This is a genomic window from Candidatus Binatia bacterium, assembly GCA_026415395.1.
GTDB lineage: Bacteria > Desulfobacterota > Binatia > HRBIN30 > HRBIN30 > HRBIN30.
In genome coordinates this window covers 52,398-75,950 of record JAOAHD010000001.1, presented here as the reverse complement: position 1 = coordinate 75,950, position 23,553 = coordinate 52,398, and the positions used below count along the sequence as shown (strand labels likewise).

Genomic DNA, 23,553 nt, shown 5'->3' with positions numbered 1-23,553 from the left:
CGACCGTATGGGCATGCGCCTTCCGACTGCGGCTCCAACCTGGACTTTGCTCGAGCGACACTACGCGGAGCTAGCGGCGTGCCATCTGCGACAACTGTTTGCGGAAGACCCGCAACGCGCCCGCCAACTCACGTTCGAAGCCGCGGGTTGGCGTGCCGATTTTTCGAAGCATCGGGTCACCCGAGACACAGTCCGGCTCCTCGTGCAACTTGCCGAAGAGTGCGGTCTGCCAGGGCGGCGCGAGGCGATGTTTCGCGGGGAACGCATCAACACGACTGAGTTCCGCCCTGCACTGCACATCGCTCTTCGGTTGCCGCGTTCGCGTTCGCTCATCGTCGGCGATCAGGATGTTGTGCCGCAGGTCCATCAGGTGTTGGATCGCATGGCCGATTTTGCCATGCGCGTGCGGCTCGGAGCGTGGAAGGGATACTCCGGCAAGCGCATCCGCACTGTAGTGAACATCGGGATCGGCGGCTCCGACTTGGGGCCGGCAATGGCGTACGAAGCGCTGCGCTTTTATGCCGATCCGAACTTGCAGGTGCGCTTTGTGTCCAACGTCGATGGCTCCGACCTGACGTTGGCCGTGCGCGACCTGAATCCGGCGGAGACTCTCTTTATCGTCTCCTCGAAGACGTTCACGACCTTGGAGACGATGACGAACGCACGAAGCGCGCGCGAATGGCTGCTGAGTCATCTCGGGGATGTGCGCGCGATCAGCCGCCACTTTGTGGCCGTTTCCACGAACGAGGCTGCCGTGCGGGAATTCGGCATTGCGCCGGAAAACATGTTTGCGTTTTGGGACTGGGTGGGTGGCCGCTACTCGGTGGATTCCGCCATCGGCCTGTCGCTGATGATTGCCATCGGGCCCGATGGATTTCGGGACTTCCTCGCCGGCTTTCACGCCATGGACGAACACTTTCGTAGTGCCCCCTTACATCGCAACCTACCGGTTCTCCTCGGTCTCCTCGGTGTCTGGTACGTGAACTTTTTCGGTTGCCAAACTTGGGCGGTGGTACCGTACGATCACTGCTTGCGGCGCTTTCCAGCCTATCTCCAACAGTTGTTCATGGAGAGCAACGGGAAGTCCGTCACGATTCAGGGCGAGGCAGTGGAGTGGTCGACCTCGCCGGTCGTGTGGGGCGAACCGGGGACCAACGGCCAACATTCGTTTTTTCAACTCTTGCATCAAGGCACGGTGCTGGTGCCTTGCGACTTCATCGGATTTTGCGAGCCGCAAACGGACCTGCAGCATCATCACGACCTGCTGATTGCCAACATGTTGGCGCAAGCAGAGGCCTTGGCCTTCGGGCGAAGCGCGGAGGAAGTCGCAGCTCGCGGAGTTGCCACTGGTTTAGTGCCGCACCGAACTTTCCCTGGAAATCGCCCGTCGACCATTCTCATGGCGCCGAAACTCACTCCCCGCAGCCTCGGGGCATTGATTGCGCTGTATGAGCATGCCGTGTTCACGCAGGGTGTGGTTTGGAATATCAACTCGTTCGACCAGTGGGGGGTAGAGTTGGGCAAGGAGCTCGCCGAGCGCATCGCCCCGGAACTGTGTGGTGATGCCGAGCCGCAACACGACCCCTCCACGAACGAATGGATCTTGTACTTCCGCGAACGCCGCACCCGCGCGGCACAGCGGGAGAAGCTGTGACGTTGTTGCGTTCGAGTAGTGTTGCACGGACAACGAGGAGAACCGTATGCAGATCGGCATCGTCGGTTTAGGCCGGATGGGGGCAAACATGGCCAGGCGTTTGTTGCGTAAGGGCCATCAGTGCGTGGTTTACAATCGGAGCGCAGGGCCGGTGCAGCAGTTGGTGGCAGAAGGGGCAATGGGGGCGTTTTCGTTGGCAGAGCTAGTGGAGAAGCTGAGCCCGCCGCGTGTTGTATGGCTGATGCTACCAGTGGATGTGGTGGATGCCACGATCGAGGCGCTATTGCCCCATCTCCAACGCGGCGATGTTGTGGTGGACGGTGGCAACACTTACTTCGAACTCGATATCCAACGGGCACGTCGCTTGGCACCGCTCGGCATTGAATATGTCGATTGCGGAGTCAGCGGGGGCGTGTGGGGACTCGAGCGCGGCTACTGCTTGATGTTGGGCGGCGAGCCCACGGTTGTACAGCGCCTCGAGCCGATTTTGGCTGCTCTCGCGCCGGGTAAAGAAGCAGCACCGGCCAATCCGCTGCGGCAGCGCACGAGCTCGGCCGAGCACGGCTATTTGCATTGCGGGCCGCACGGTGCTGGCCATTTTGTCAAGATGGTCCACAACGGCATCGAGTACGGCCTTATGGCTGCCTATGCAGAAGGATTCAATCTGTTGCGGCGAGCGTGTGTCTCCAAGGATCCAGCGGAAAATCCCGAGTCCATGGCTGTGCCTGGCCACGAAGAATACCGGTTTAATTTCGACTTAGCGGAGATTGCCGAGCTTTGGCGGCGGGGCAGCGTGATCGGTTCGTGGTTGCTGGACTTGGCAGCCATGAGCTTAGCGCGGAATGAGACCTTGGACGCCTTTGCCGGTGTGGTGGGCGATTCGGGTGAGGGCCGGTGGACCATCGCAACTGCCGTTCGCCAAGGTGTGCCGGTGCCTGTGCTTGCTGCCGCGCTGTTTTCGCGGTTTGCTTCGCGCGGCAACGCAGAGTTCGCCAACCGAGTTTTGTCGGCGCTGCGCTTCGAGTTTGGCAGGCATCAAGAACCTCGGGCGAGGACCGAGCCGTGAGCATCGTTGTTCGTGCGGCGGTGGAGCCGTGCCCGGAGTTTCATTTACCGCCGGCGGAGCCGTGCACGGTGGTCATCTTTGGGGCTGCTGGTGACCTGGCGCGGCGCAAGCTGATTCCGGCTTTGTTCACCCTCGCGAGCGAGGGTTGTCTCAGTCAGGGCTTCGACGTCATTGGCGTTGCTCGGCGTAACTTCGACGACGCGGCGTATCGGGAGCAAATGCGTTCGGCGATGCCGCACGTCCCCCGCGAGCAGTGGGAGAAATTTGCCCCTTCGTTGCACTTCGTCTCGGGCGACTTGGGCGATCCAGCGACTTATACGCAGTTGAGCCGGCGGCTGCAGGAAATCGAGCTTGCGCGGCAACGCCCAGCGAATCGCCTGTACTACTGCTCTGTCCCGCCCTCACTCGCCCTGCCCATCCTCAACGAGCTGGGTGCCAGCGGTTTGGCACGGGATGAAAACGGTTGGGCGCGCATCGTCTTGGAAAAACCGTTTGGCCGGAGCCTCGCGGAGGCGCGTTCTTTGAACCAACAGGTGACCCGAGTATTCCGCGAGGACCAGGTGTTTCGCATCGATCATTACCTGGGTAAGGACACCGTGCAAAACATCCTGGTGTTTCGCTTCGGAAACGCGTTGTTCGAGCCTGTGTGGAATCGGAATTACGTTGAGTATGTGTCCATCACCGCGGCGGAAAGTTCCGGAGTGGGCACGCGTGCGGGCTACTACGAAGAGGCGGGAGCCCTGCGCGATATGGTGGCAAACCACATGCTTCAACTCCTGACGTTGGCAGCCATGGAGCCACCCGTGGCGTTCGAAGCAAACGCGGTCCGCAACCAAAAGGTACAGGTGCTTCAGGCGATTCGGCCGTGGTCGATCGAGGACATTCGCCAGCGCACCGTGCGCGGGCAGTACACCCGCGGAACGATCGCAGGTCAGGAGGTTCCCGGTTACCGGGAAGAGCCGAACGTCGCCCCACAGTCCATGGTCGAGACGTTCGCTGCATTGGAGTTGCGCGTCGAGAACTGGCGTTGGGCGGGCGTGCCTTTTTATTTGCGCACCGGTAAGCGACTGGCGGCAACGCTGACGGAAATTGCCGTGCACTTTAAACGCACGCCACAAGCGCTCTTTGCCCGCACGCCGCGCGACTTCATCGAGCCGAATACCGTCGTGTTACGGATCCAACCGCAAGAGGGGATTTCGATTTCGTTCGGCGCGAAGCGGCCGGGTCCGGAGATGCGCACGAGCACCGTGCATATGGAGTTCGATTACCAGCGCGCCTTTGGTGTGCGGCTGCCGGATGCTTATGTCGTGCTCGTGCTCGATGCCATGCGCGGCGATGCCACGTTGTTTACCCGCGGGGATGAAGTGGAAGCACAGTGGCAAATCATCGATCCGATCGAGGCAGCCTGGGCCCAGGGAGCCGTGCCGCTGGTGTTTTATCCTGCGGGCAGCCCCGGACCAACGGAGGCAGATGCCATGCTCGCGCGCCAAGGGCATCGATGGCGCCCGCTGGTAGAGGCGCTGCCTCGAGCGGCAACAGAGTCGATGCAAGAGGGATGACTGCCGCCCGCGTGCACGTTGCCCGCGACCACGAGGCCGCAAGCCGTGCGGCAGCCGAAGAGTTCGTGCGACAAATTGCCGATCGTTCGCGCAACGCGACCACGTTTGTTGCGCTTTCGGGTGGGAGTACGCCCAAACGAATGTACCAAATGCTGGCAGGCGATGAGTTTCGCCCGATGGTGACGTGGGGACAGGTGCACTTCTTTTGGAGCGACGAGCGCCCGGTGCCGCCCACGGATCCGGACTCGAATTATCGCATGGCTTCGGAGGCGCTGCTCCAACCTCTTGGGATTGCCCCTGGGCAAATTCACCGCATGCGCGGTGAGGATCTCGACCTTCCCGCTGCGGCCCGGGCGTACGAGGAAGAAATGGCGCGCGCATTTGGCGTCCAGTGGAAGAGCCACCCACCGCGGTTCGACTTGGTGTTGCTGGGCTTGGGAGCCGATGGCCACACAGCGTCGCTGTTTCCTCGCACGGTGGCGCTGCAGGAGCGTCGCCACTGGGTTGTGGCAAACCCCGTTCCGCAGCTCCGCACAACCCGACTCACGATGACGTACCCGGTGCTCAACGCAGCGCGCTGTGTGCTGTTTTTGGTTACGGGCCGAGACAAGGCCGAGGCTGTGGCCCGCGTGTTCAGCCCCACTGGCGCAGTGGAAGAGGTGCCGGCACGTGGCGTTTGCCCGCACGACGGGGAGCTTGTTTGGTTTCTCGACGAGGCCGCAGCGAGGCGACTCGATGGTTAGGTGAGCTGGATTCCGGAAGGCTTGCTCCGAGGAAACAAACCCTCGGTGGTTGTGTTCTCGTTGTGACGCTCAAGGGGGCTTGCGCATCTCCCTGGATCGCTCGGTGGAGGCAGATCTCGATTACGTCGTTCTGGTGCTTGTCCTTCATCGCCGAACGGCAGGTTTGCCGGCAATTTAGTGAGCCATCGAGCGTGGCCGCCATAGTGAGCGAAGCCCCGCGACTTCTTTCCGCTTTGTTCCGTGCCGAGCGTTGGGGGAGAAGCGCCGTTGCCAGGCGTCTGCCGGGTGATGGCAGGTCTCGGTGTTCAGGCTGCGAGAAACAGGTGTGACGCTGAGGCAAATTTTGGTTAGACAAGCCGATTGGAGTCGGGTGCAGATGTATCGCCTTCCATCCCGCGAAGAACTTCTCGACGCTGTGCGGCGACGCAGTCGCCCCTGGGACATTGTTGTCATTGGCGGCGGCGCGACCGGCGTCGGAGTGGCGCTCGACGCTGCCGCGCGAGGTTACGACGTTGTTCTTTTCGAGCGTGGGGATTTTGGACAGGGTACATCCAGTCGCAGCACCAAGTTGGTACACGGGGGGGTGCGCTACCTCGAGCGGGGTGACGTGCCGCTGGTGATGGAGGCGTTGCGCGAGCGGGGGATTATGCGACAAAACGCTCCGCATCTCGTGACCGATCTTGCCTTTGTCGTTCCCACTTACGCTTGGTGGGAAGGACCGTTTTACGGTGCCGGCTTGCGGGTCTACAACCTGCTGGCGGGCCGCTACGGTTTCGGTAAGTCGCGCAATCTTTCGAAGGAAAGAACGTTGGAGTTCTTGCCGACGATTCGGCGGGAAGGTCTGCGCGGTGGCGTGCTGTACTATGACGGCCAGTTCGACGATACGCGCTTCCTCGTGGCGCTGGTACAGACGGCGGCGGAGCAAGGGGCGGTGATCTTGAATCACTGCGGTGTCGTCGCGCTCGAACGCGGGGCTGACGGTGTCGTGCGCGGCGTGCGGGCCCGCGATGCCGAGACCGGAGAAGAGTTTCCAGTACAGGCGAAGGTTGTCGTCAATGCCGCGGGGCCGTTTGTCGATGAGGTCCGCCGCCTCGCGGATCCCAATGCGTCGCCGCTGATCTCCCCGAGTCAGGGCATTCATCTCGTGTTCGACCGCTCGTTTCTGCCCTCCGACGTAGCCATCATGGTGCCACATACGAGCGATGGCCGCGTTCTTTTCGCGATCCCGTGGTGCGGTCACACGCTAATTGGCACGACCGACACACCAATCTCAGAAGTCAGCCCTGAGCCGCGCCCCTTAGCGGCGGAAATCGACTTCATTTTGAGCACGGCGGCACTTTACCTTCATAAAGCGCCGACGCGCGACGACGTACTCAGCATGTTTGCTGGTATCCGACCGCTGGTGCGCTCGGGCAACGGTAAGTCCACGGCGGCGTTGTCGCGCGACCATAAGATTCACGTCGATCAGAACGGCTTGCTCACGATCACTGGAGGGAAGTGGACGACGTACCGAAACATGGCCGAGGACTGTGTGAATCACGCAGCCATGCTTGCCGAGCTAGAGGAACGCCCGTGCGTGACGCGCGTGCTCAACTTGCACGGTTATCACCTCAACGCCGAGCGGTTCGGTGACCTCGCTCCGTATGGGTCGGACGCCGTGGTATTGCAGCGCCTGATGCTCGCTGCTCCCGAACTGGGCGAATTCTTGCATCCGGCACTGCCGTATCGGGCGGTGCAGGTGGTGTGGGCAGTTCGTCACGAATTTGCACGGACGGTGGAAGACGTGCTCTCGCGGCGGTTGCGCGCCACGTTTTTGAACGCGCGCGCCGCAATGGCCATGGCTCCGACCGTGGCTCGCTTGATGGCGAAAGAACTGGGGCGCGACGAGCACTGGGTACAGCGGGAGGTCGAGGCGTTTTGTGCGTTAGCGGCAAGCTACGTTCCGCAGTAGCGGCGCGGGCACAGGATTGGGCGACGACAGGAGACGAGCATGAGGTTGCCGCGCGCTAGCGGAGTGCTCCTGCACCCAACAAGTTTGCCTTCCAGGTTTGGAATCGGTAACCTCGGTCCGGCGGCACGGGAGTGGGTCGACTGCCTCGCCGCCGCGGGGCAACGTTGGTGGCAAATCTTGCCGCTGGGGCCCACGGGATTCGGCGATTCGCCCTACCAGTGCTTTTCCGCCTTTGCTGGAAATCCTTGGATGATTTCGCCCGAGGATTTGATGGCAGCGGGACTGCTTTCACAGAATGACCTGGAGCCAGTGCCTGCGTTTCCTGCCAGTCGGGTGGATTTCGGGCGCCTGATCCCGTGGAAACGGACTTGGCTGCGGCGAGCAGCCGAGCGGCTGCGCTCCGCGCAAGGAGCGCTGTTGGAGCGCTACCAAAGCTTTTGCCAACGTGCCGCCTGGTGGCTCGAGGATTATGCGCTGTTCTCTGCGCTCAAGGACGTGTTCGGCGGGAAGGTTTGGAGCGAATGGGATGCCGACATCGTTGCCCGGGACACGGCTGCATTGCAGCGTTGGCGTGACCGACTGCGCGGCGAGATCGACACATACACCGCGTGGCAGTTTTTCTTTTTCGAGCAGTGGCAGGCCTTGCGCAGCTACGCCCACACCCGCGGGGTGCGAATTTTCGGAGACGTGCCAATTTTCGTCGCTTACGACAGCGCTGACGTTTGGGCGCATCCAGAGCTGTTCTTTCTCGACGAACGTGGCAAGCCAACAGTTGTTGCTGGTGTCCCGCCGGATTACTTCAGCGCTACCGGGCAACTCTGGGGGAATCCGTTGTACCGCTGGCAGCGCATGGCGGACGATGGCTACCGCTGGTGGATCGATCGGATCCGCGCAACTCTCGAGCTCGTAGATCTCATTCGGATCGACCATTTCATCGGTTTTGTGCGGTACTGGGAAATCCCGGCCGGTGCCCCTACTGCTGAAACGGGCCGCTATCTTCCAGGTCCAGGCGCGGATTTTCTCCTTGCGCTCAACAAAACTTTGGGTCAGTTGCCGCTGGTGGCAGAGGATCTGGGGGCGGTCACGCCCGAGGTGGATGCCCTGCGCGAGCAATTCGACCTACCGGGGATGAAGGTTTTGCAGTTTGCCTTCTCATCGGATGCAAGCAATCGGTTCTTGCCTCACAACTACACTGCCAACTTTATCGTCTACACCGGAACCCACGATAACGATACGACCGTCGGCTGGTTCCGTAGTGCGCCGCCAGCCGAGCGTCGCTATGCGCGACGTTACCTCGGCCGCTCCGGTCGCGACATCGCCTGGGACTTGATTCGCTTGGGCATGGGTTCCGTGGCGGACACGTTCATTGTGCCCGCGCAGGATCTGCTGTCCCTCGGCTCCGAAGCGCGCATGAATTACCCTGGCCGGGCAGAAGGGAATTGGCGTTGGCGCCTGGAGCCGGGCCAGCTTACCGACGCCGTATGGCAGCGGCTGCGGAGCCTCAGCGAGCTTTACGGTCGGCTCGCCACGAGTACCGCAAAGTCCGATTGAAAGGGTTACAACCTCCATGAGCCCAAGCGCCGCAGCCGGGAGAGCAGCCCGGCCAGCAGCCGATGGCCGCGGCCATGCGCTGCACGGTTGGGGCTGCCCGGGTGCTGCGGGAGGCAGCGAGAAAGTGCCGAGCGTTTCCGAGCACGAGAAGGGCTCCTGGTAAGCGCCGGTCGGAACGAACGGGCGGTTCTATCCGGAGCCATGACATCCGATGGATTCGCGAAAGCGAGAAAAGGGGCGATTGGCCTGAATTGCTTTAAAAGCAGCGGTCCGAGCGCACGATTGTTGCAGGCCGCGTTTCGGAAAGAAGGTGAAGGGTTTTCTTCGTCCCCGGGTTTTGCGATGGTACGCGAGCTTACTAGAGGAGAGGCAGTGTGAGGCCTGAAAAACAGGTGATGAGTCTGCAACGTAGGTTGCACTGGATCTGCACCGCCGCGGTTGGCTCGACGCTTGCGCTTGTGGCCCTCGGAGGGCTGGTGACGAACACCGGCTCCGCCCTGGCGGTGCCAGATTGGCCCACAACTTTTGGGTACAACATGTTCACTTACCCGCCCTCGCAATGGGTCGGAGGTGTTTTGTACGAGCACTCGCATCGCTTGTTGGGAAGCGTGGTGGGGTTCCTGACGATCATTTTGGCGGTGGCTGCATGGCGTTGGGAACAGCGGTCGTGGGTCCGGTGGTTGGCCCTCGGAGCGGTTGCGGCCGTGATTGTACAGGGAGTGCTCGGCGGGATGCGGGTTGTGTTGCTCGAACACGGACTCGCCGTTGTACACGGGTGTTTTGCGCAGGCGTTTTTCGGGCTGCTTGTTGGTTTGTGGGTCGTCACCAGCCCGAGTTGGGATCGGCTCGAGCAGAAGGCTGGAATGGTTGAGTCCTCGTGGTTTGCAGCATTTTTGCGGATGGCGTTGCCGGCGGCGGTTTACGCGCAACTTGTTTTGGGGGCATTTCTCACCCATCGGGGCCAAGCCGTGTGGGAGCATATCTTCCTAGCGTGTCTCGTTGCGGTCTTGACCGTTGCAGTGTTGGTGTGGGTTATGCGCGTTGTGCCGCAGGTGGCGGAGTTGCGCACGCCTGCATTTGCTTTGGCTGGGCTCGTGAGCTTGCAGTTGAGCCTGGGATTGATGGCGTATCTCTGGCATTTTACAGACCTGCATTTGCGGTTGCCGTACGGAGTTGGTCTGAGTTTACTTGCCGCTCACCGAATTACGGGAACCTTGGTGTGGGGTAGTAGTCTCGTGTTCGCTTTGCGGCTCGCTCGCGTACGGTGGTTGTGGGTACGCTCGGGTTGGTCGCTCGGGGAGGCCAGCAAGGCATGGACTTAACCCCTTCCAGTCGAGCGGAGCCAATTAGCGCCGCACGGCTAGCTCGCCGTGTGTTGGACTACATCGAACTGGGCAAGCCCCGCTTGATGTTCCTGGTATTGGTCACCACGGCAGTGGGTTTTTATCTCGGCGCTCACGAGTCGAGCGATCTGGCTCTTCTATGGCCAACAATTTTGGGGACTGCCTTGGCAGCCACGGGATCGCTGGCGTTAAACCAGGTCTTAGAGCGCGACACAGATGCGCTGATGGTTCGGACTAGTCAGCGTCCCTTACCGGAGGGACGTTTAAGCCTAATCGAGGCCACCGTCTACGGTGTCGCGCTCAGCGTGATTGGGGTTCTCTGGCTTGCGCTCACTGTGGGTTCGCTCCCAGCGGCCATCACGGCGCTGACCATTGTGACCTACTTGGGTTTGTACACCCCGCTCAAACGGCGCTCGCCACTTTGCACGATCGTAGGGGCGATCCCTGGTGCGTTACCACCAGTGACTGGTTGGGCCGCGGCGTCGGGGACGGTGGGTGTGGAAGCTGGAGTTTTATTCACGATGCTGTTTTTGTGGCAGCTCCCGCACTCGCTAGCGATTGCCCAGCTTTATCGCGACGAATACGCAGCGGCCGGCTTGAAGGTGTTGCCCGTTGTGGAGGCGGGCACAGAGGTCACTGCCCGGCAAACAGTCATGCACACGGTTGCCCTTGCGCTGGTGGCTCTGTTGCCAACGCCGCTGGAGATGACAGGGTGGCTGTACTTGGGCACGGCCGTGTTGACAGGCCTTGGGTTTGTCGCCGTGAGCGTGGCGTTTGCACACCAACCTTCACGGGACCGTGCCCGTGCATTATTGTTCGCTTCGCTGATATACCTGCCCTTGGTTTTGGGTGCGATGGCTTTCGATCGCCGGTGGCTCCTTCCTTGAGAAGTGCCGAGTCAGCGAACCGGCGGGTGTAAATCTGCCCGTGGACTTGAACGACGGCAGGCATGATCTTGCTTGGCGGGCAGCATCCTGTGCCATGTGGCCTTGCGAAAAACGATGACGATCGGCTGGCCCTGAACCGCGGTTGAGGGAGCAAGCTCGGCTGGCTTGCACGCGAGCGCCACTCCGTGCCAACCTCCCATGCATGACTGGCCGGGCTGAGATTGCGCGAACATGGCTCGAACAGGCTGAGGCCGACCTTGCTGCTGCGCAGGACAGCGCTGCGGCAAGGCACTACGAATGGGCGTGTTTTCAGGCACAACAGGCGGGAGAGAAGGCGCTCAAAGCGTTTCTTTACGGTCGCGGGCGCACCTCGATTATCACGCACAGTTTACGCCGCCTCCGAGAGGAATGCGCGGGGGAGCACCCGGCATTTGCACAGCTCGACGATGCCTGCCGATTTCTCGACCAGTACTACATTGCCACCCGCTATCCCAATGGCCTCGACCAAGAAGTTCCCCCGGCCAGGTATTACGATAAAAAGGACGCAGAACAGTGCATCGAGTTTGCTCACTCGATCCTCGAGCACGTGAAGAGATTTTGGCCAGGCTGAGAGAGCTTGCCGCCGTCTTGCGCCGCGAGCTGAACGTCGAGCAGGTGTACATTTTTGGCTCATTCGCACGCGGGGAAGAGCACGAGGGTAGCGACATCGATTTACTGATCGTAGGAAGAATTCCTGGGCGCATGGTCGAGCGGATCGGGGAGATTTTGCGGCGAACCGACCTCCCCATCGAGCCGATCGTACTCACTCCAGAGGAACTTGAACGCGCCCGTGCTGCAGGCCATCCTTTGCTTGCAAGCATCGAGCGGGAGGCGGTCCCGATTTAACCGAATCCCGCTGAGTGCGGGGGCCATCGGCTGATCTGAGGGCACTTCCACAACCACTCGCTCTGGTCGGTACGTCCGCACCAGAGCATTAACAGTTTTGCTTGCTTCGCTCCGTTCTTGGTTCAGAATGTGGGGGCGCGTTATGGAGCGCTCCCTGCTCGTTGTACTTCTTACATTGGGTGCGATGGCAAGCGCGGTGGGAGCCGCCGAGCCGCCAGAAGTGGTGTGCGCTGCACGAAAGATCGCCGCGGCGGCACGTGCTTGCCGGAGTGTACTCGCTGCGGAGTCGCGGTTCATCTCGGACCACGATGCCGCGCGACGTGACACTCGGCTGGCTGAGGCGTTCAGCCGACTGGAGCGGGCGTGGAATGCTGCGGAAGCGCTGGATGGTAGCGGCCGTTGTGCCGCAACCACTGCGGAGTTGGACGCTCTGTGGCAGAGGCTAGCAGCCGCCGTGAGCGCAGGTGCCAGTGACTTGCCGGCGAGCGACGTGTGCCGGAGCCGTTTGCTTGCCGCCTTAGCGGGAAATTGTGCCCGTGCGGTGTTGAGCGAGCGGGCGTTTGTGCGCCGGCGTGCTGGGGCACTCGAAGCTCGGAGAAGAGTTGTAGCCCGCACGCAGCTACGACTAGCGCGGACCTTCCCCTTGCAATGCGCGGGCTTAGCAACTCCTCAGGAGGCTGCTGAAGTTTTGTTCCGCATTGCGGGGGGAGTGATTGGCGAGGCCACATCACGCAGCCTCCGCAACTTAGGGGACGAGATCGGCATGTTCATTGGTGCGGCGGTGGAGCCAGAGGAGGTCGCGGCGGACGCGAGTCATGCTTGGTTACTGCAACGTGAGCTGAACTCGCTGACCGCTGAGAACGCGATGAAGTGGGAGCCAATTCACCCGCTGCCCAGCGTGTACAGCTTTGCTGCCGCGGACGCAGTTGTCCCTCTAGCGGATGCCATCGGGGCGAGACTGCGCGGGCACACCCTCGTCTGGGGGGGCGATGCAGCTACCCCCTTACGTCGAAAATGCGCCGACGGCTGACGTGTTGCGCACTCTGCTGGCGGGTCACATAGCCGCCGTTGTGGGCCGCTGGCGTGGCCGCATTGCCCAGTGGGACGTGTTCAACGAGCCTCTGTCTGCAATGGGGGAGCCGCCGACCGAGGACGGACTGGACGACAACGTGTTTCGGCGCTTGCTCGGTCCCGGATACATTGCGGAGGCATTCCATCTTGCGCGGGCGGCCGATCCCGAGGCGAAGCTATTCTTGAACGAGAACGGAATTGAGGCACCAGGGCCGCGCCAAGACCGCTTCTTTGCACTTGTGCAGGAGTTGCTTGCTGCGGGAGTTCCGCTCGACGGTGTCGGCTTCCAGGCACACCTGGGTCTGATCCCAATGGGTCAGTATCCAGACAGCCGCACCGTGGAGGCATCGCTGCGACGATTTTCGGACCTGGGCCTCGATGTCGAGTTGACGGAGCTCGACGTTACCCTTTTGTTTCCTGTCGGGGATTTGCCGGGCCGGCTGGAGTTCCAGGGAGATTATTACCGGCAGGTAGTCGAAGCCTGCACGAGGGTGTCGCGATGCACGGGAGTGACCTTTTGGGGGCTTTCCGACCGTTACAGTTGGATTCGTGATTTCCTCGGGATCACCGACTGGCCGCTACCATTCGATGAATCCTGGAGGCCGAAGCCAGCATACTTTGGTGTGCGCGCGGCACTTGCCACCGCTGCTTTGAAGCGCTCGTCCTGATTCGCCATGTTGTGGCGATATGACGCTTTCCCGTTGGCAACGCTTATTGGCGTTGGCGTTTTTCCTCGTCTCCGTCGCCGTACCGCTTGTGGTTGGCCTGAAACGCATTCGCGAGTGGATGCAGCCACCGCCGCCGGTCCTAGGTCAATTGCCGGAATTTTCGCTCGTAAACGCCCGCGGAAAGCCATTCGGATCGGTGGATTTGCGGAACAGAGTGTGGGTGGCGAACTTCATTTTCACTCGCTGCCGTGGCGTGTGCCCGGCGCTGACCGAGCACCTGCGTTGGTTCGCAGACAACTGCGAGGCGGCTCGTGCCGTGGAGCTCGTGTCGTTTAGCGTAGATCCCCGCCATGATACTCCTGAAGTTTTGCAACGATATGCAGAGGAGCGGGGAGCCGTAACGCCGCGCTGGTCGTTTCTGACGGGAGATCGTGATGCCGTGTACGGGTTAGTCACGAACGGCTTCCGTCTGGCCGTGCAAGAGAATAATGCCCGCGCGGAAGAACCGATCGTGCACAGCGAACGCTTCGTACTGGTCGGCCGTAACCTAGAGATTCGCGGCTATTACCACGGCTTGGATCGCGATGCGTTGCGTCAGCTTTGCCGTGATGCGGGGCGCCTTGCCAGGCAATAACCGGGGCTAACGGAACGTGCCTCCTCCGGCGCAAGCCTTACGTGTAGAGTAAGGCCACATACTCCCGAAGCATCCGGTTGGCGCTGAAATGACCGACCAATGTGCGCAGTGAGCGCTTCACTTTCGCCAGCCAGCGACGGGGGAGGCCGGTAGCGTCTCTCTCGTAAAACAGCGGAATCACCTCATGCTGGAGCAACTCTGCCAGAACCCGGGTATCGTGTTCATCTTGGGTGTGGGGGTCAGCCTCTGGTGAGCGAATTCCCCACCCGTTCTCGCCGTCGAATGCCTCGTCCCACCACCCGTCGAGGACGCTGAGATTCAGGCCACCGTTCAGCGCCACTTTCATTCCGCTCGTTCCGCTAGCTTCCAGCGGCGGACGGGGCAGGTTGAGCCAGAGATCGACGCCCCACGTGAGGACGCGAGCAATGGCGAGGTCGTAATCTTCGAGAAAAACCACGCGCTTGCTGATTTCCGGTGAGTGCTTGAGTTGGAAGCGATTTCGCAAGTCTTCCTTGGCTTCGTGATCCGCAGGATGAGCTTTGCCAGCAAGGACAAGCTGGAACGGAGTGTGGGCATTTTCCAAGGTTTGCAGGATGCCGTTTTCGGTGAGCCGAGCGAGTAAATAGAAACGCTTGTACCCAGCCACTCGGCGGGCAAATCCGATGGTGAGGGAGTCGGGAGAAAAGGTTTCCCATGCAGCGCGCGTGTAATCGGCTTGTTCGCCGCGACTCAGGCGGTCACGGACGGATTTCGCGCGCACGTAGTCGACGAGATACTTGCGCTGGGCGTTCCGTGCGCTCCACAGTTCCTCGTCCGGAATGGTGGCGAGCCGCTCGAGGAAGTTCGGTTCGTGCAGATGTTCGAGCCACTGCTCGCCAAGATGGCGTCGAAACAAACTTTGCATTTCAGGGCCCATCCACGTTGGGACGTGCACGCCATTGGTCACATGACGAATCGGTACCTCTTCGACAGTGCGGTCGGGCCACAAGGGGTGCCACAGGGCGCGCGAGACTCCGCCGTGCTTACGCGACACGCCAATGGCTAGCTTTGTGGTCCGCAGCGCAAGTGGCGTGATGTTTACCGCCTCGTGAGGATTCCCCGGCGCCACTCGACCGAAATCGAAGAACGTCTGTCTGGGTATTCCCAGGCGATCCAAATAGCTTCCCAGTACCGCTCCCCACTCTTGTTCGTGATAGCCCTCGTTTCCGGCGGGCACGGGTGTGTGGGTGGTAAAAACGGCTTGGCTCCGCACCTCCGCGAGTGCGGCATCGAGCGGCTTTCCTCGCTCGAGGCGTTGGCGCAACCGCTCAAATGTGGCAAGTGCGGCATGCCCTTCGTTCAAGTGAATGACACTGGGAGTGATGCCCATCGCATCGAGAGCGCGCACACCACCGATGCCGAGGATGGCGTACTGAGCCAAGCGAATCATGCGGTCTGCCACGTAGAGCCGAGATGTGATCCAGCGATCGATCGGTTCGTTGGCGTCGTGATCGGTATCGAGCAAGTACAACGGCGTACGGCCCACATCGATGCGCCAGATACGGGCGAAGACGGTCCGACCGTTGATCGGCACCGAGACGAGGATGGGTTTTTCGTCCTGGCCCGTAACCAATACGGTCGGAAGGCGACGGAAGCTGAGATCGATCCAGTACTCGTGTTGCCAACCCCAACTGTCGAGCCGCTGGTGAAAATAGCCTTGGCGGTAGAAGATTCCCACGCCGACCATTGGCAGAGCGAGGTCCGAAGCGGTTTTGAGGATGTCACCCGCGAGCACACCCAGTCCACCACTGTAAATCGGCACCGAGGGATGGAAGCCGAACTCGGCGCAGAAGTAGGCCACCGGTTGATCCGTCGGGATGCCTGGGTACGAGGGCCGTAAAAAGTCCTTGCGGCAGGCCTCAGCCACAGCCGCCAGGCGTTGTACAAAGGCGGGGTCTTGCGCTAGGGCGCGCAAGCGGGCGCGGGGAGCAAGGCAAAGTAGATCGCGCGGATTTTCCTTGAGCGTTTCCCACAACTCCGCGTCAATCGTCGCGAACAGCCCGGGCCCATCGGGGTGCCAGGACCAGCGATAGTTCATGGCCAGCCAGGCCAAGTCGCGAAGACTCTCTGGTAAGCGCTCTTCTAAGTCCGCAATCGCAGCGCGCACATCGCGTTGGCCGTCCCATCGGGTTGATTCCACCATCGTTTCCTTCCTCGCTCAGCCGCCACTAGTCCCCAGCGTTGGTTCCCAACCCGTGTCGCGGTGGTTTCTGCTTCCTATGCAAGTGGGAGAGAGAAACGCAAGTCACGATGACCCGGAAACTTCCAGCGCCCCGCTTTTGGCTTGCCGGAGCGAGTCCTCGTGCGAGTGCTGTAGGTTCTCCAACATCGAGTGATGCGAGCTCAGAGAGTTCTGGAAGTTTGGACATGCGGTTTTCTTCTGCGGCCCGTAGCGGCAACTGGGCTACTTGGAAAGCGATTCGTTGGTTTCTGCATTTCTTAGACTCGCGAAACACGTCCGTGCTGCTGTGGAAACACGCCGGAACGAGATGCAGTGTGGCTTGCTGATTTTGCAGCCGTGCAAGTTTTGGTCGTCTCTCGACTTACAGCAATTAAGAGCTGCCCTTTTGGCAAAATTCTTGCGGAAGGAACGAAGCGGAAGCCACCAGATGGAGGACAAAGCCATGCAAGTTCGAAAATGGATGACCCGTAACGTGGTCACCGTGTCTCCCCGAGATTCGCTGGCTAGGGCGCAGCGTTTGCTGGAAGAACACCGCATCGATCAATTGCCTGTCGTGGTTGAAGGGAGGTTGGTCGGGCTGCTGACCGCGCGAGATATACACGACGCACTTGAGTCCGCACGAGAGGTAGCCGGTCGAAACCCTCGAGCGCTAGATGCGGGGGAGTTCGTGGTTGAGGCGGCGATGACTCCCCATGTCCTCACGGTCGAGCCCGACGATTCCATTGCATACGCTGCACTCTTGTTACGTCGCGAGCGAATTGGTTGCTTACCTGTGGTGGAAGGTGCACGGCTAGTGGGAATTCTCACACGTTCCGATCTGCTGAAGGCGTTCATGGAAGTCTTGGGAGAGTGTCAAGCTGTGAAGTCGAGCGGAAAACCCGAGCTGTACCGCGGCGCGGCTGGCGCCTAAAGTGCTAAGCGTTGCTCGATCGAAACGGATCGCCAACGGAAAAGCTGCGGTGGCAGCAATCGGAGAAGCGAACGAGGGAGGAAACATGGCGAGTACGTTGAATGATATCGGCTCCGCCGCTGGAGAAGTGTGGCGTTACCTCGATGCCAACGGGCCGACGGCTGCGGACACCTTAAAACGCAAGCTTAAGATGGGAAGCGACGTATTTTACGCTGCAGTGGGTTGGTTGGCGCGGGAAGATAAGTTGCAGATCCGCAGCGAAGGACAGAAGACGATTCTAGCGCTGAGGTAAACCTCGTAGATTTGTTGGGAAGGGGGCCAAGCCTTCCTCCGTTCCCAGCCGGCTCTCGGCGTGGAGATCGGCTTGGGTTGGGCGTTGAATTCTCTCTAACTGCCACGTGGCAGCCGCAAAGTGAACCGGGAGCCCCTGCCCAACTCGCTGTGGGCGAAAATCTCTCCATGCATCGCGGTGGCTAGGCGCCTGGAAAGCGCCAGCCCAATTCCCACTCCGCCGGCTTGGCGGCCGACTTTGCTCTGGTGGAACGGTTCGAAGAGCAGAGGTATCTCTTCAGGGGCGATGCCGATGCCAGTATCCTCTACGTGGATTTCGACGTAGCCCTCGTTGCTGGCGGTTGCGTACAAATGAATCGAGCCCTTTTCCGTGAACTTGAGGGCATTGGAGAGCAAATTCAGGAGAATCTGCTGCAGCCGATTTCGGTCGGCGTACACGGTTAGACCTGACGGCCGATCCATAATGAATTGCACCGGCCTGTGGTTAAGTCGCCCCGCGACATACTCACGGAGTTCGTCGAAGATTTGTTCGAGTTCCACGTTAGCCAGTTCGATATGGAGCTGGCCTGCTTCGATGCGGGAGAGGTCCAAAAGATCGCTGACGAGAAACACGAGGTTTCGTGAAGTTCGACTCAGCCGCTCCACAATTTCAGCGGCCTCGTCAGGCAACGGGCCAAAAGTGCCTTCGGCCAAAAGGTCCACATAGCCCATGATGATATTCAACGGTGTGCGGAGTTCGTGCGAAACACTGGCCAGGAACTCATTTTTGACTACGTTGGCGCGCTCGAGTTCTTTGTTGGCTCGAGCTAATGCGGCATTGGACCGTTGGAGCTCTGCCGCTTGCTGGAAGAGCACCCAGCGCTGTCGGTCGAGAAATCCGGCGCCCAAAATTGTGAGGGATGCCATGGCCACAAGCCCGAGGATGTGCATCGAGACCGGCACCACTGGCTGCCCGCCAACCGCTATGGTGAGCACAAAGCCGAGGGTTGCGGCCACGGACACCGGGATCTGACCTCGCCAACCCCAGGGGATTGCCACCATCGTGCCGACGAGAATGTAGAGCAGAGCGAGAGCGAGCACGTCGCCCGTGGAACGAACCGTAATGTGGTAGGCGGTAACCAAAGCAACCAAAACTACGGTGCAAACCGACGCCAAGTCACGGGCGCGTTGCCGCAGCTTCGGCTTGCGCACGAGCCAAATGCTAAGGGCAATGGTGATCAGCTCGAGGCTATAGAACACTGCGTATACCGAGTCGCGTTCGGGGAACGAGCGGTGTTCAAAAATCCACGCCAGGCCAATGACGAGCGCGAATGCAATCCCGGCGATGGGTAGCCGCTCGGCGATGCGTCGCTGGGTGTCTGCCTCGAAAGAATCTCGGACTGGGCCCTCAGTTTGCGCCACCAAGTTGCGTATATAACGAAAAAGTTGCAGCCACAAATTGTATTCGGCTTCGTGTTCTTCCACGGTGAAGGGTGATGCGTCGTCTGGCCTGTGTTGTTCACGGTGGTGCGGGACACTGGCGAGAAAGTGAAGCGCCTGAGGTCCTCATGGCCTGCCGCCAAGCCGTCCGTCATGCTTGGGAGATCCTGGTGGATGGCGGGGGTGCTCTCGCGGCGGTTGCCGCCGCGGTAGCCGTGTTAGAGGACTCGGCCATGTTCAATGCCGGCTTAGGCTCTATCCTGACGGAAGACGGAACAGTGGAGATGGATGCCTCAGTTATGGAAGGTAAGGAGCTCAAGGGCGGGGCCGTTGCTCTGGTTCGTGCAGTGCGGCACCCGGTGAAACTGGCAGTGGAGGTACTGAAGAGCGGCCGTGAGGTTCTGCTTGCCGGCGCGGCGGCCGACCAGTTGGCGCAAAGCCTGGGGCTAGAAATGGTGGGCCAAGAGGAACTTGTAGCCGCGGCCAAGCGCCGGATAGTTGGTTCGAGCGAGGGTGGAGGAACCGTAGGGGCGGTGGCTGTGGATCGGGAAGGCAACGTGGCCGCGGCTACCTCCACTGGAGGGCGAAAGGGCAAACGGAGTGGTCGCGTCGGGGACTCTCCCATTTTGGGCGCTGCCACGTATGCAGATAACCGCGGAGGAGCGGCTTCTGCCACAGGTGACGGAGAAGCAATCTTGCGCTTCGGACTGGCGCGCTATGCCGTGCTGCAGATGGAGCGCGGGCTTTCTCCGACAATCTCAGCGGCGGAAGCGTTGCGTGAATTTGAGCGCCGCGTTGGAGGAGAGGCGGGGATCATTTTGGTCGATCCTCTCGGCCGCGTGGGCACTGCGCATAACACGCCGGCGATGCCAGTGGCGTTGATGACATCGCAAAGCGGGGACATTGTTGCCTGGATGTCAGCCTGCGACAGCGCGCTACACACGTGCTCGAGGTAAGCAAGCGATGACGGTTGCTGCGACAAAGGACACTTCTTTGCTCTCGTTGCCGCTGTGGCGTATTGCCTGGGGGGTATTAGCCGATGCGGTGGTAGCACTCGTCACCATTGTCCTCGCGATCCCCGCGATTGTCGTCACGATAGCGACACGGCGCACGTGGGCCATCGATTTCTTGGCGCCGATTTGGAGCCGAATTGTCCTGTTCGTTTGTGGCGTGCGCGTAGAGGTTCAAGGGCTCGAACATATCGACCCCAATCGCTCTTACGTGATCATTTCCAATCATCTGAGCAACTTCGATATTTGGGTCACTCTGGCAGCGCTCCCGCTGCGCTTGCGTTTCGTCGCAAAGGAAGAACTTTTGCGCATCCCGTTTTTCGGTACTGCGCTGCGCATGAGTGATCATATCGTCATCGATCGGGCGAAACCGGACGAGGCAATCGCTCGCATCAACGAACGTGTGGCGGTGCAAGCGAAGGCGGGAAAACCGTTCTGCATTCTGTTCTACGCTGAGGGAACACGCAGTCCGGACGGACGGGTTCATGCATTCAAGAAGGGAGGGGTGACGTTAGCTCTCCGCACTGGACTGCCGATTGTGCCGCTGGCGATCAGCGGCACTTGGAAGCTTCTCCCCAAAAACGCGCTGCTGATCCGTCCAGGAGGGCGGGTGAAGCTCGTTCTCGCGAAGCCAATTGAGACTGCCGGCATGAGCTTGGACGAGCGGGACAGACTGAATGAGCGTGTAAGGGAAGTCGTGCTCGCGAACTTTGATCCGAATTTGTAAAGGTTGCGGCTTTTGCGACCCTGCGGGGCCGTATGACGGTACTCGATTGCGTCAACGAGGCGGTTCTCTGGCTGCGGCAGCAGCGTGCTCAAGATGCACCGCGGCCTTGGATGGTGGTTGTTCCTGCGCTCGTTCCCTATGTGCCGTTGCTTTTTCAGCACGTCGCAGTGAGGTGTTCCCCGTCGTTGAGGGTCGCAGCTGTTCCAGGTCTACCATTTGTTGGGAGTTCCGCGTATGCCCGCCTGCAAAGACTCATCGCGGCATTGGAGAGCGACCTTTCTGCGGAGTCCGTTGCAGGCCTGCTGCCATTTGTGCGCCGTGGATCCGGGGACGCATTGGCAACACCAGAGGCGTGGCTACCCCGGATCACGGTTCGCCGTGCCCTCTTTCTTTTGCAAGCCACCGGGGCGCACCTAGATGCCAGTGGTCCTCATCGGTGGCATGATCGACTGGCGGCGCTTCTGGCGCGGGCCCGTGCCGACCTAAACGCAACGAAGCGAATGGACCGATCGGGTGAACGGCGATCTGCGATGGTTCGCGCACAAGAGGCGCAGCGGGTCATCCGTGAACTCCGACCAATATTGCCCGCGCTGCGCGAGCTCGACTCGTTGGCCGACGCCTTGACTCGGGGCGGAACGCTCACGGAGTTGCTGGATCGATACTGGAGCTTTGCCCGAAAGTGGCTTGTGATGCCGATGCCCGCGGAGACAAGAAACGCGGTCCGTGAGGCCCTTCGCCCTCCTGCGGTGGAGGGCGAAGAAGGCGTGGCTGGCGGGGAATTCCTGCATTGGCTGTCTCGGCGGTTGAACGCCCTTGTCATTCCAGGGAACCAAATGTTGGATCCACATGTGGTGGTCATGACTGGTTTTCCGGAGCGCGGCGCGGAGCCTCTGTTCGTGATGCCGAGAGGTGACGACGAAGAAGCGTTCGCTCGAACACCCGATCAGAGTCCGCATGGAGCTCTTCCACACGCGACTTCCGCTTCGGAGACGGTGACGAATCGGCAGTGGAACTCCTCATTGGCGAATGGCAGGGCTGGCACGAGGGAGCGGAAGGCCTTGGCGCCGGCAAAATTATTGTTCCTCGAGATTGACCCAGCGTGGCTGCAGGATTGGGGATCGCGGGCCGGCCGGCCGGTATCCGCCACTGGTCTCGCGCTGTTTTTGAGTTGCCCCTATCGCTTTGCCCTGGAGCGCATGGCCCGTCTTCAGCCACCGGCGCCGCATTTGCACACGGCGCGGATCAGTCCCCATGTGTTTGGTGAGCTCGTACACGGTGGCGTAGAGGCTTTTCTCCGTCGCTCCGGTGCGGAGTTCTATCGACGGGTGCGGGACGTGTTCCATTGGCTGGAGTGTGCGAGAGGGCTTGTCGAAGATAAGTTCGCAAGCTTCCTGGATTCCTACCCATTGTGGGGAATGGAGGCACGAACGCGAGAACTCGCCCGCCTTCAGGTCGCCGTGCGGAAGGTGATTTTGGACGAATGGAACTCGCAGGCAGGCGAATTTGTTGCGGCTGAGCTCCGTTTCGGAGAGCCTGTCGGCGTGCGACTGCAGGTATCGCAGCGCGAGTTTTACGTTCGGGGCTCCATTGATTGGCTCATCCGGCTTCCCGAAGGGCTTGCGGTACGTGAGCTGAAAACGGTTGGACAGGCCCTCGGCGAGGCACAAGGGCTGGATCTACGGCAAGGCCTCCAGCTTGGGCTGTATGTGGTAGCGGCCGAGGCGGGAGCGCTGGTGGAGAAAGGGAGCGTACACGAGGCAACAATTCTGACGGTGAACCCCGACCGGGTGCAGCGGACGCTGATCGCGACAACGGCGTTGCAATCCTTGCGCGAGACGACGGAGAGGGCCCTTGGCGTCATGTTTAGCTTGGTGCGTACTGGCTTCTTCCCCCGCACGCCGGCAGCTGGCGACTGTGTGCGCTGCCCTTTCTTTGCGCACTGCGGTGAAGAGGCAAGCGGGGGGGTTCGGCAGGCTAGCAAAGAGGCGCATCTGCCGCCGGCTGTTGCTGAGTACGTGAACTGGCGGGCGACGATCAGCGAGAGCGGCTTGCTGGGCGGCGGTTGCCTTGAGGGGGCGTTGTGAAGATTCTCCGTTATGCGGGGAGGACGCCTGGTGCGTTAGAGTACGCGCTGGCGCCTCTGTTGGCCGAGGGCAGCGTTGCGGGTGCCGTGCTGGCGGTGTGTGCCAGCTCCGGATCCGCTTCTGCGTTGGTAGAGGCCCTCAGCCGTTGTGCACGGGGCTTTGTTGCGCGCGGCCGTTGGCTCTTTGTGATCCATCCTTGGATCCGGCATCTGCTCGGGGCGCTGCCCGCTTTGGCTGATGAGGATGACGCAGTGGGAAGTGCGACCTTGTTTGGGAAACCCTTCTTCCCGCTCGGGTTGAGAGATCGAGTTCAGCGGGTTGCAGAGGGAAAACGCTGCGGACGAGGCGAAGACAGCGCTTGGCGTACCGCGCGTGCCTTCGTGCGGCAGCTTCGTATGCGCGCGCAGCTTGGCAGCCCGGCGGCAACGGTGGTGGCATTGGCGGAGGAAACGCAATTCTTTTCACATCCGTGCTTTGTCGGGCCGAACTCGCCAATCGAACGGTGCTTGTTCTGGTCGTTCGTGAGCATGATCGAGCGGCATTGTTGGTCCGCCGCCGTCGACCTCGTGTCCTTTATGCCTACCCTGGAGGCATGGTGGAAAAACCCCGCGCAGCTGGGGTTGCTGTTAGGCCTTGGGAAGGTTGGGAGCGCGGTTCAGGTGGTCGCTCCCGGTGAACTGGTTGGCGAGGAGGCCGTCGAGACGCTCATCATCGGAGCATCTGCGGAATGTAATTGTCGTGAGGAATTGATTTGGGATGTCGTGGGGCCGAACCAGGTGCTCGTGGGCACGACCCCATCGGACACGGATGCAACCCTCATCCGAGTGGGAACCGCATTGATCGTGCCCTCCTGAGGGTAGATCCTGCAAGCGGCTCCTG

Annotated in this window: 21 protein-coding genes; 19 read left to right on the top strand and 2 right to left on the bottom strand. The window is 60.8% G+C overall.

Going from position 1 to position 23,553, the window contains the following annotated elements; translation table 11 throughout:
- Positions 1-13 precede the first annotated feature (13 nt).
- The 13 genes from pgi to N3C12_00215 all read left to right on the top strand — a co-directional run bounded on the left by pgi (position 14) and on the right by N3C12_00215 (position 14,012).
- A complete protein-coding gene (gene pgi, locus N3C12_00275) occupies positions 14-1,654 on the top strand; it encodes a glucose-6-phosphate isomerase (GenBank protein ID MCX8070881.1) in 1,641 nt (546 codons plus the stop codon).
- A gap of 46 nt (positions 1,655-1,700) precedes the next feature.
- On the top strand, positions 1,701-2,720 hold the full coding sequence (gene gnd / locus N3C12_00270; protein MCX8070880.1) for a decarboxylating 6-phosphogluconate dehydrogenase: 1,020 nt from the start codon (positions 1,701-1,703) through the stop codon (positions 2,718-2,720).
- Positions 2,717-4,279, top strand: a complete 1,563-nt coding sequence (gene zwf / locus N3C12_00265) for a glucose-6-phosphate dehydrogenase (GenBank protein ID MCX8070879.1) — start codon at positions 2,717-2,719, stop codon at positions 4,277-4,279. The genes gnd and zwf overlap by 4 nt, the downstream gene beginning before the upstream one ends.
- On the top strand, positions 4,276-5,022 hold the full coding sequence (gene pgl / locus N3C12_00260; protein ID MCX8070878.1) for a 6-phosphogluconolactonase: 747 nt from the start codon (positions 4,276-4,278) through the stop codon (positions 5,020-5,022). The genes zwf and pgl overlap by 4 nt, the downstream gene beginning before the upstream one ends.
- A 376-nt stretch (positions 5,023-5,398) precedes the next feature.
- Positions 5,399-6,973 (top strand): glycerol-3-phosphate dehydrogenase/oxidase, encoded by a 1,575-nt coding sequence (locus N3C12_00255; GenBank protein ID MCX8070877.1) that lies wholly within the window; start codon positions 5,399-5,401, stop codon positions 6,971-6,973.
- Positions 6,974-7,012: 39 nt separating this feature from the next.
- Positions 7,013-8,524 (top strand): 4-alpha-glucanotransferase, encoded by a 1,512-nt coding sequence (gene malQ, locus N3C12_00250; GenBank protein MCX8070876.1) that lies wholly within the window; start codon positions 7,013-7,015, stop codon positions 8,522-8,524.
- Positions 8,525-8,898: 374 nt separating this feature from the next.
- Positions 8,899-9,846, top strand: coding sequence for a COX15/CtaA family protein (locus N3C12_00245; GenBank protein ID MCX8070875.1), 948 nt, complete (start codon positions 8,899-8,901; stop codon positions 9,844-9,846).
- The gene (cyoE, locus tag N3C12_00240) at positions 9,837-10,754 is read left to right on the top strand and encodes a heme o synthase (protein ID MCX8070874.1); all 918 of its coding nucleotides are present in this window, start codon (positions 9,837-9,839) and stop codon (positions 10,752-10,754) included. The genes N3C12_00245 and cyoE overlap by 10 nt, the downstream gene beginning before the upstream one ends.
- A gap of 202 nt (positions 10,755-10,956) precedes the next feature.
- On the top strand, positions 10,957-11,364 hold the full coding sequence (locus N3C12_00235; protein MCX8070873.1) for a HEPN domain-containing protein: 408 nt from the start codon (positions 10,957-10,959) through the stop codon (positions 11,362-11,364).
- Positions 11,352-11,639, top strand: coding sequence for a nucleotidyltransferase domain-containing protein (locus N3C12_00230; protein MCX8070872.1), 288 nt, complete (start codon positions 11,352-11,354; stop codon positions 11,637-11,639). Before N3C12_00235 ends, N3C12_00230 begins: the two co-directional genes overlap by 13 nt.
- A 142-nt stretch (positions 11,640-11,781) precedes the next feature.
- Positions 11,782-12,669, top strand: coding sequence for an endo-1,4-beta-xylanase (locus tag N3C12_00225; protein MCX8070871.1), 888 nt, complete (start codon positions 11,782-11,784; stop codon positions 12,667-12,669).
- Positions 12,629-13,378 carry an endo-1,4-beta-xylanase gene (locus N3C12_00220; GenBank protein MCX8070870.1) on the top strand — a complete coding sequence of 250 codons (750 nt, stop codon included), beginning with the start codon at positions 12,629-12,631 and terminating at the stop codon, positions 13,376-13,378. Before N3C12_00225 ends, N3C12_00220 begins: the two co-directional genes overlap by 41 nt.
- 19 nt (positions 13,379-13,397) lie before the next feature.
- Positions 13,398-14,012 (top strand): SCO family protein, encoded by a 615-nt coding sequence (locus N3C12_00215; protein ID MCX8070869.1) that lies wholly within the window; start codon positions 13,398-13,400, stop codon positions 14,010-14,012.
- Positions 14,013-14,049: 37 nt separating this feature from the next.
- On the opposite strand, the gene glgP is transcribed toward N3C12_00215, so the two are convergent.
- Positions 14,050-16,194, bottom strand: coding sequence for an alpha-glucan family phosphorylase (glgP, locus tag N3C12_00210; GenBank protein MCX8070868.1), 2,145 nt, complete (start codon positions 16,192-16,194; stop codon positions 14,050-14,052).
- Between the two features lie 481 nt (positions 16,195-16,675).
- Between glgP and N3C12_00205 the strand changes: the two genes are divergently transcribed.
- Positions 16,676-17,143, top strand: coding sequence for a CBS domain-containing protein (locus N3C12_00205; protein ID MCX8070867.1), 468 nt, complete (start codon positions 16,676-16,678; stop codon positions 17,141-17,143).
- An 85-nt stretch (positions 17,144-17,228) separates the two neighbouring features.
- The gene (locus tag N3C12_00200; GenBank protein ID MCX8070866.1) at positions 17,229-17,435 is read left to right on the top strand and encodes a winged helix-turn-helix domain-containing protein; all 207 of its coding nucleotides are present in this window, start codon (positions 17,229-17,231) and stop codon (positions 17,433-17,435) included.
- Positions 17,436-17,530: 95 nt separating this feature from the next.
- Here N3C12_00200 and N3C12_00195 read toward each other — a convergent pair whose 3' ends face one another.
- On the bottom strand, positions 17,531-18,898 hold the full coding sequence (locus N3C12_00195) for an ATP-binding protein (GenBank protein MCX8070865.1): 1,368 nt from the start codon (positions 18,896-18,898) through the stop codon (positions 17,531-17,533).
- Between the two features lie 11 nt (positions 18,899-18,909).
- On the opposite strand from N3C12_00195, the gene N3C12_00190 reads away from it, so the two are divergent.
- The 4 genes from N3C12_00190 (at position 18,910) to N3C12_00175 (ending at position 23,528) form a co-directional block, all read left to right on the top strand.
- Positions 18,910-19,809 carry an isoaspartyl peptidase/L-asparaginase gene (locus tag N3C12_00190; protein ID MCX8070864.1) on the top strand — a complete coding sequence of 300 codons (900 nt, stop codon included), beginning with the start codon at positions 18,910-18,912 and terminating at the stop codon, positions 19,807-19,809.
- Positions 19,810-19,816: 7 nt separating this feature from the next.
- Positions 19,817-20,590, top strand: a complete 774-nt coding sequence (locus tag N3C12_00185; GenBank protein ID MCX8070863.1) for a 1-acyl-sn-glycerol-3-phosphate acyltransferase — start codon at positions 19,817-19,819, stop codon at positions 20,588-20,590.
- A 530-nt stretch (positions 20,591-21,120) separates the two neighbouring features.
- Positions 21,121-22,674, top strand: coding sequence for a PD-(D/E)XK nuclease family protein (locus tag N3C12_00180; GenBank protein ID MCX8070862.1), 1,554 nt, complete (start codon positions 21,121-21,123; stop codon positions 22,672-22,674).
- Complete coding sequence (locus N3C12_00175; GenBank protein ID MCX8070861.1) at positions 22,671-23,528, top strand: hypothetical protein; 858 nt, start codon at positions 22,671-22,673, stop codon at positions 23,526-23,528. Before N3C12_00180 ends, N3C12_00175 begins: the two co-directional genes overlap by 4 nt.
- Positions 23,529-23,553 lie beyond the last annotated feature (25 nt).

Excerpts from the sequence above, each read along its gene's own strand:
- N3C12_00185 (MCX8070863.1), top strand. The coding sequence starts at position 19,817 with ATGACGGTTGCTGCGACAAAGGACACTTCTTTGCTCTCGTTGCCGCTG.
- N3C12_00190 (MCX8070864.1), top strand. The coding sequence starts at position 18,910 with ATGCGTCGTCTGGCCTGTGTTGTTCACGGTGGTGCGGGACACTGGCGA.
- malQ (MCX8070876.1), top strand. The coding sequence starts at position 7,013 with ATGAGGTTGCCGCGCGCTAGCGGAGTGCTCCTGCACCCAACAAGTTTG.
- glgP (MCX8070868.1), bottom strand. The coding sequence starts at position 16,194 with ATGGTGGAATCAACCCGATGGGACGGCCAACGCGATGTGCGCGCTGCG.
- pgl (MCX8070878.1), top strand. The coding sequence starts at position 4,276 with ATGACTGCCGCCCGCGTGCACGTTGCCCGCGACCACGAGGCCGCAAGC.
- N3C12_00235 (MCX8070873.1), top strand. The coding sequence starts at position 10,957 with ATGACTGGCCGGGCTGAGATTGCGCGAACATGGCTCGAACAGGCTGAG.
- cyoE (MCX8070874.1), top strand. The coding sequence starts at position 9,837 with ATGGACTTAACCCCTTCCAGTCGAGCGGAGCCAATTAGCGCCGCACGG.
- N3C12_00255 (MCX8070877.1), top strand. The coding sequence starts at position 5,399 with ATGTATCGCCTTCCATCCCGCGAAGAACTTCTCGACGCTGTGCGGCGA.
- N3C12_00225 (MCX8070871.1), top strand. The coding sequence starts at position 11,782 with ATGGAGCGCTCCCTGCTCGTTGTACTTCTTACATTGGGTGCGATGGCA.
- N3C12_00215 (MCX8070869.1), top strand. The coding sequence starts at position 13,398 with ATGACGCTTTCCCGTTGGCAACGCTTATTGGCGTTGGCGTTTTTCCTC.
- N3C12_00205 (MCX8070867.1), top strand. The coding sequence starts at position 16,676 with ATGCAAGTTCGAAAATGGATGACCCGTAACGTGGTCACCGTGTCTCCC.
- pgi (MCX8070881.1), top strand. The coding sequence starts at position 14 with ATGCGCCTTCCGACTGCGGCTCCAACCTGGACTTTGCTCGAGCGACAC.
- gnd (MCX8070880.1), top strand. The coding sequence starts at position 1,701 with ATGCAGATCGGCATCGTCGGTTTAGGCCGGATGGGGGCAAACATGGCC.
- N3C12_00180 (MCX8070862.1), top strand. The coding sequence starts at position 21,121 with ATGGTTCGCGCACAAGAGGCGCAGCGGGTCATCCGTGAACTCCGACCA.
- N3C12_00200 (MCX8070866.1), top strand. The coding sequence starts at position 17,229 with ATGGCGAGTACGTTGAATGATATCGGCTCCGCCGCTGGAGAAGTGTGG.
- N3C12_00220 (MCX8070870.1), top strand. The coding sequence starts at position 12,629 with ATGCAGCTACCCCCTTACGTCGAAAATGCGCCGACGGCTGACGTGTTG.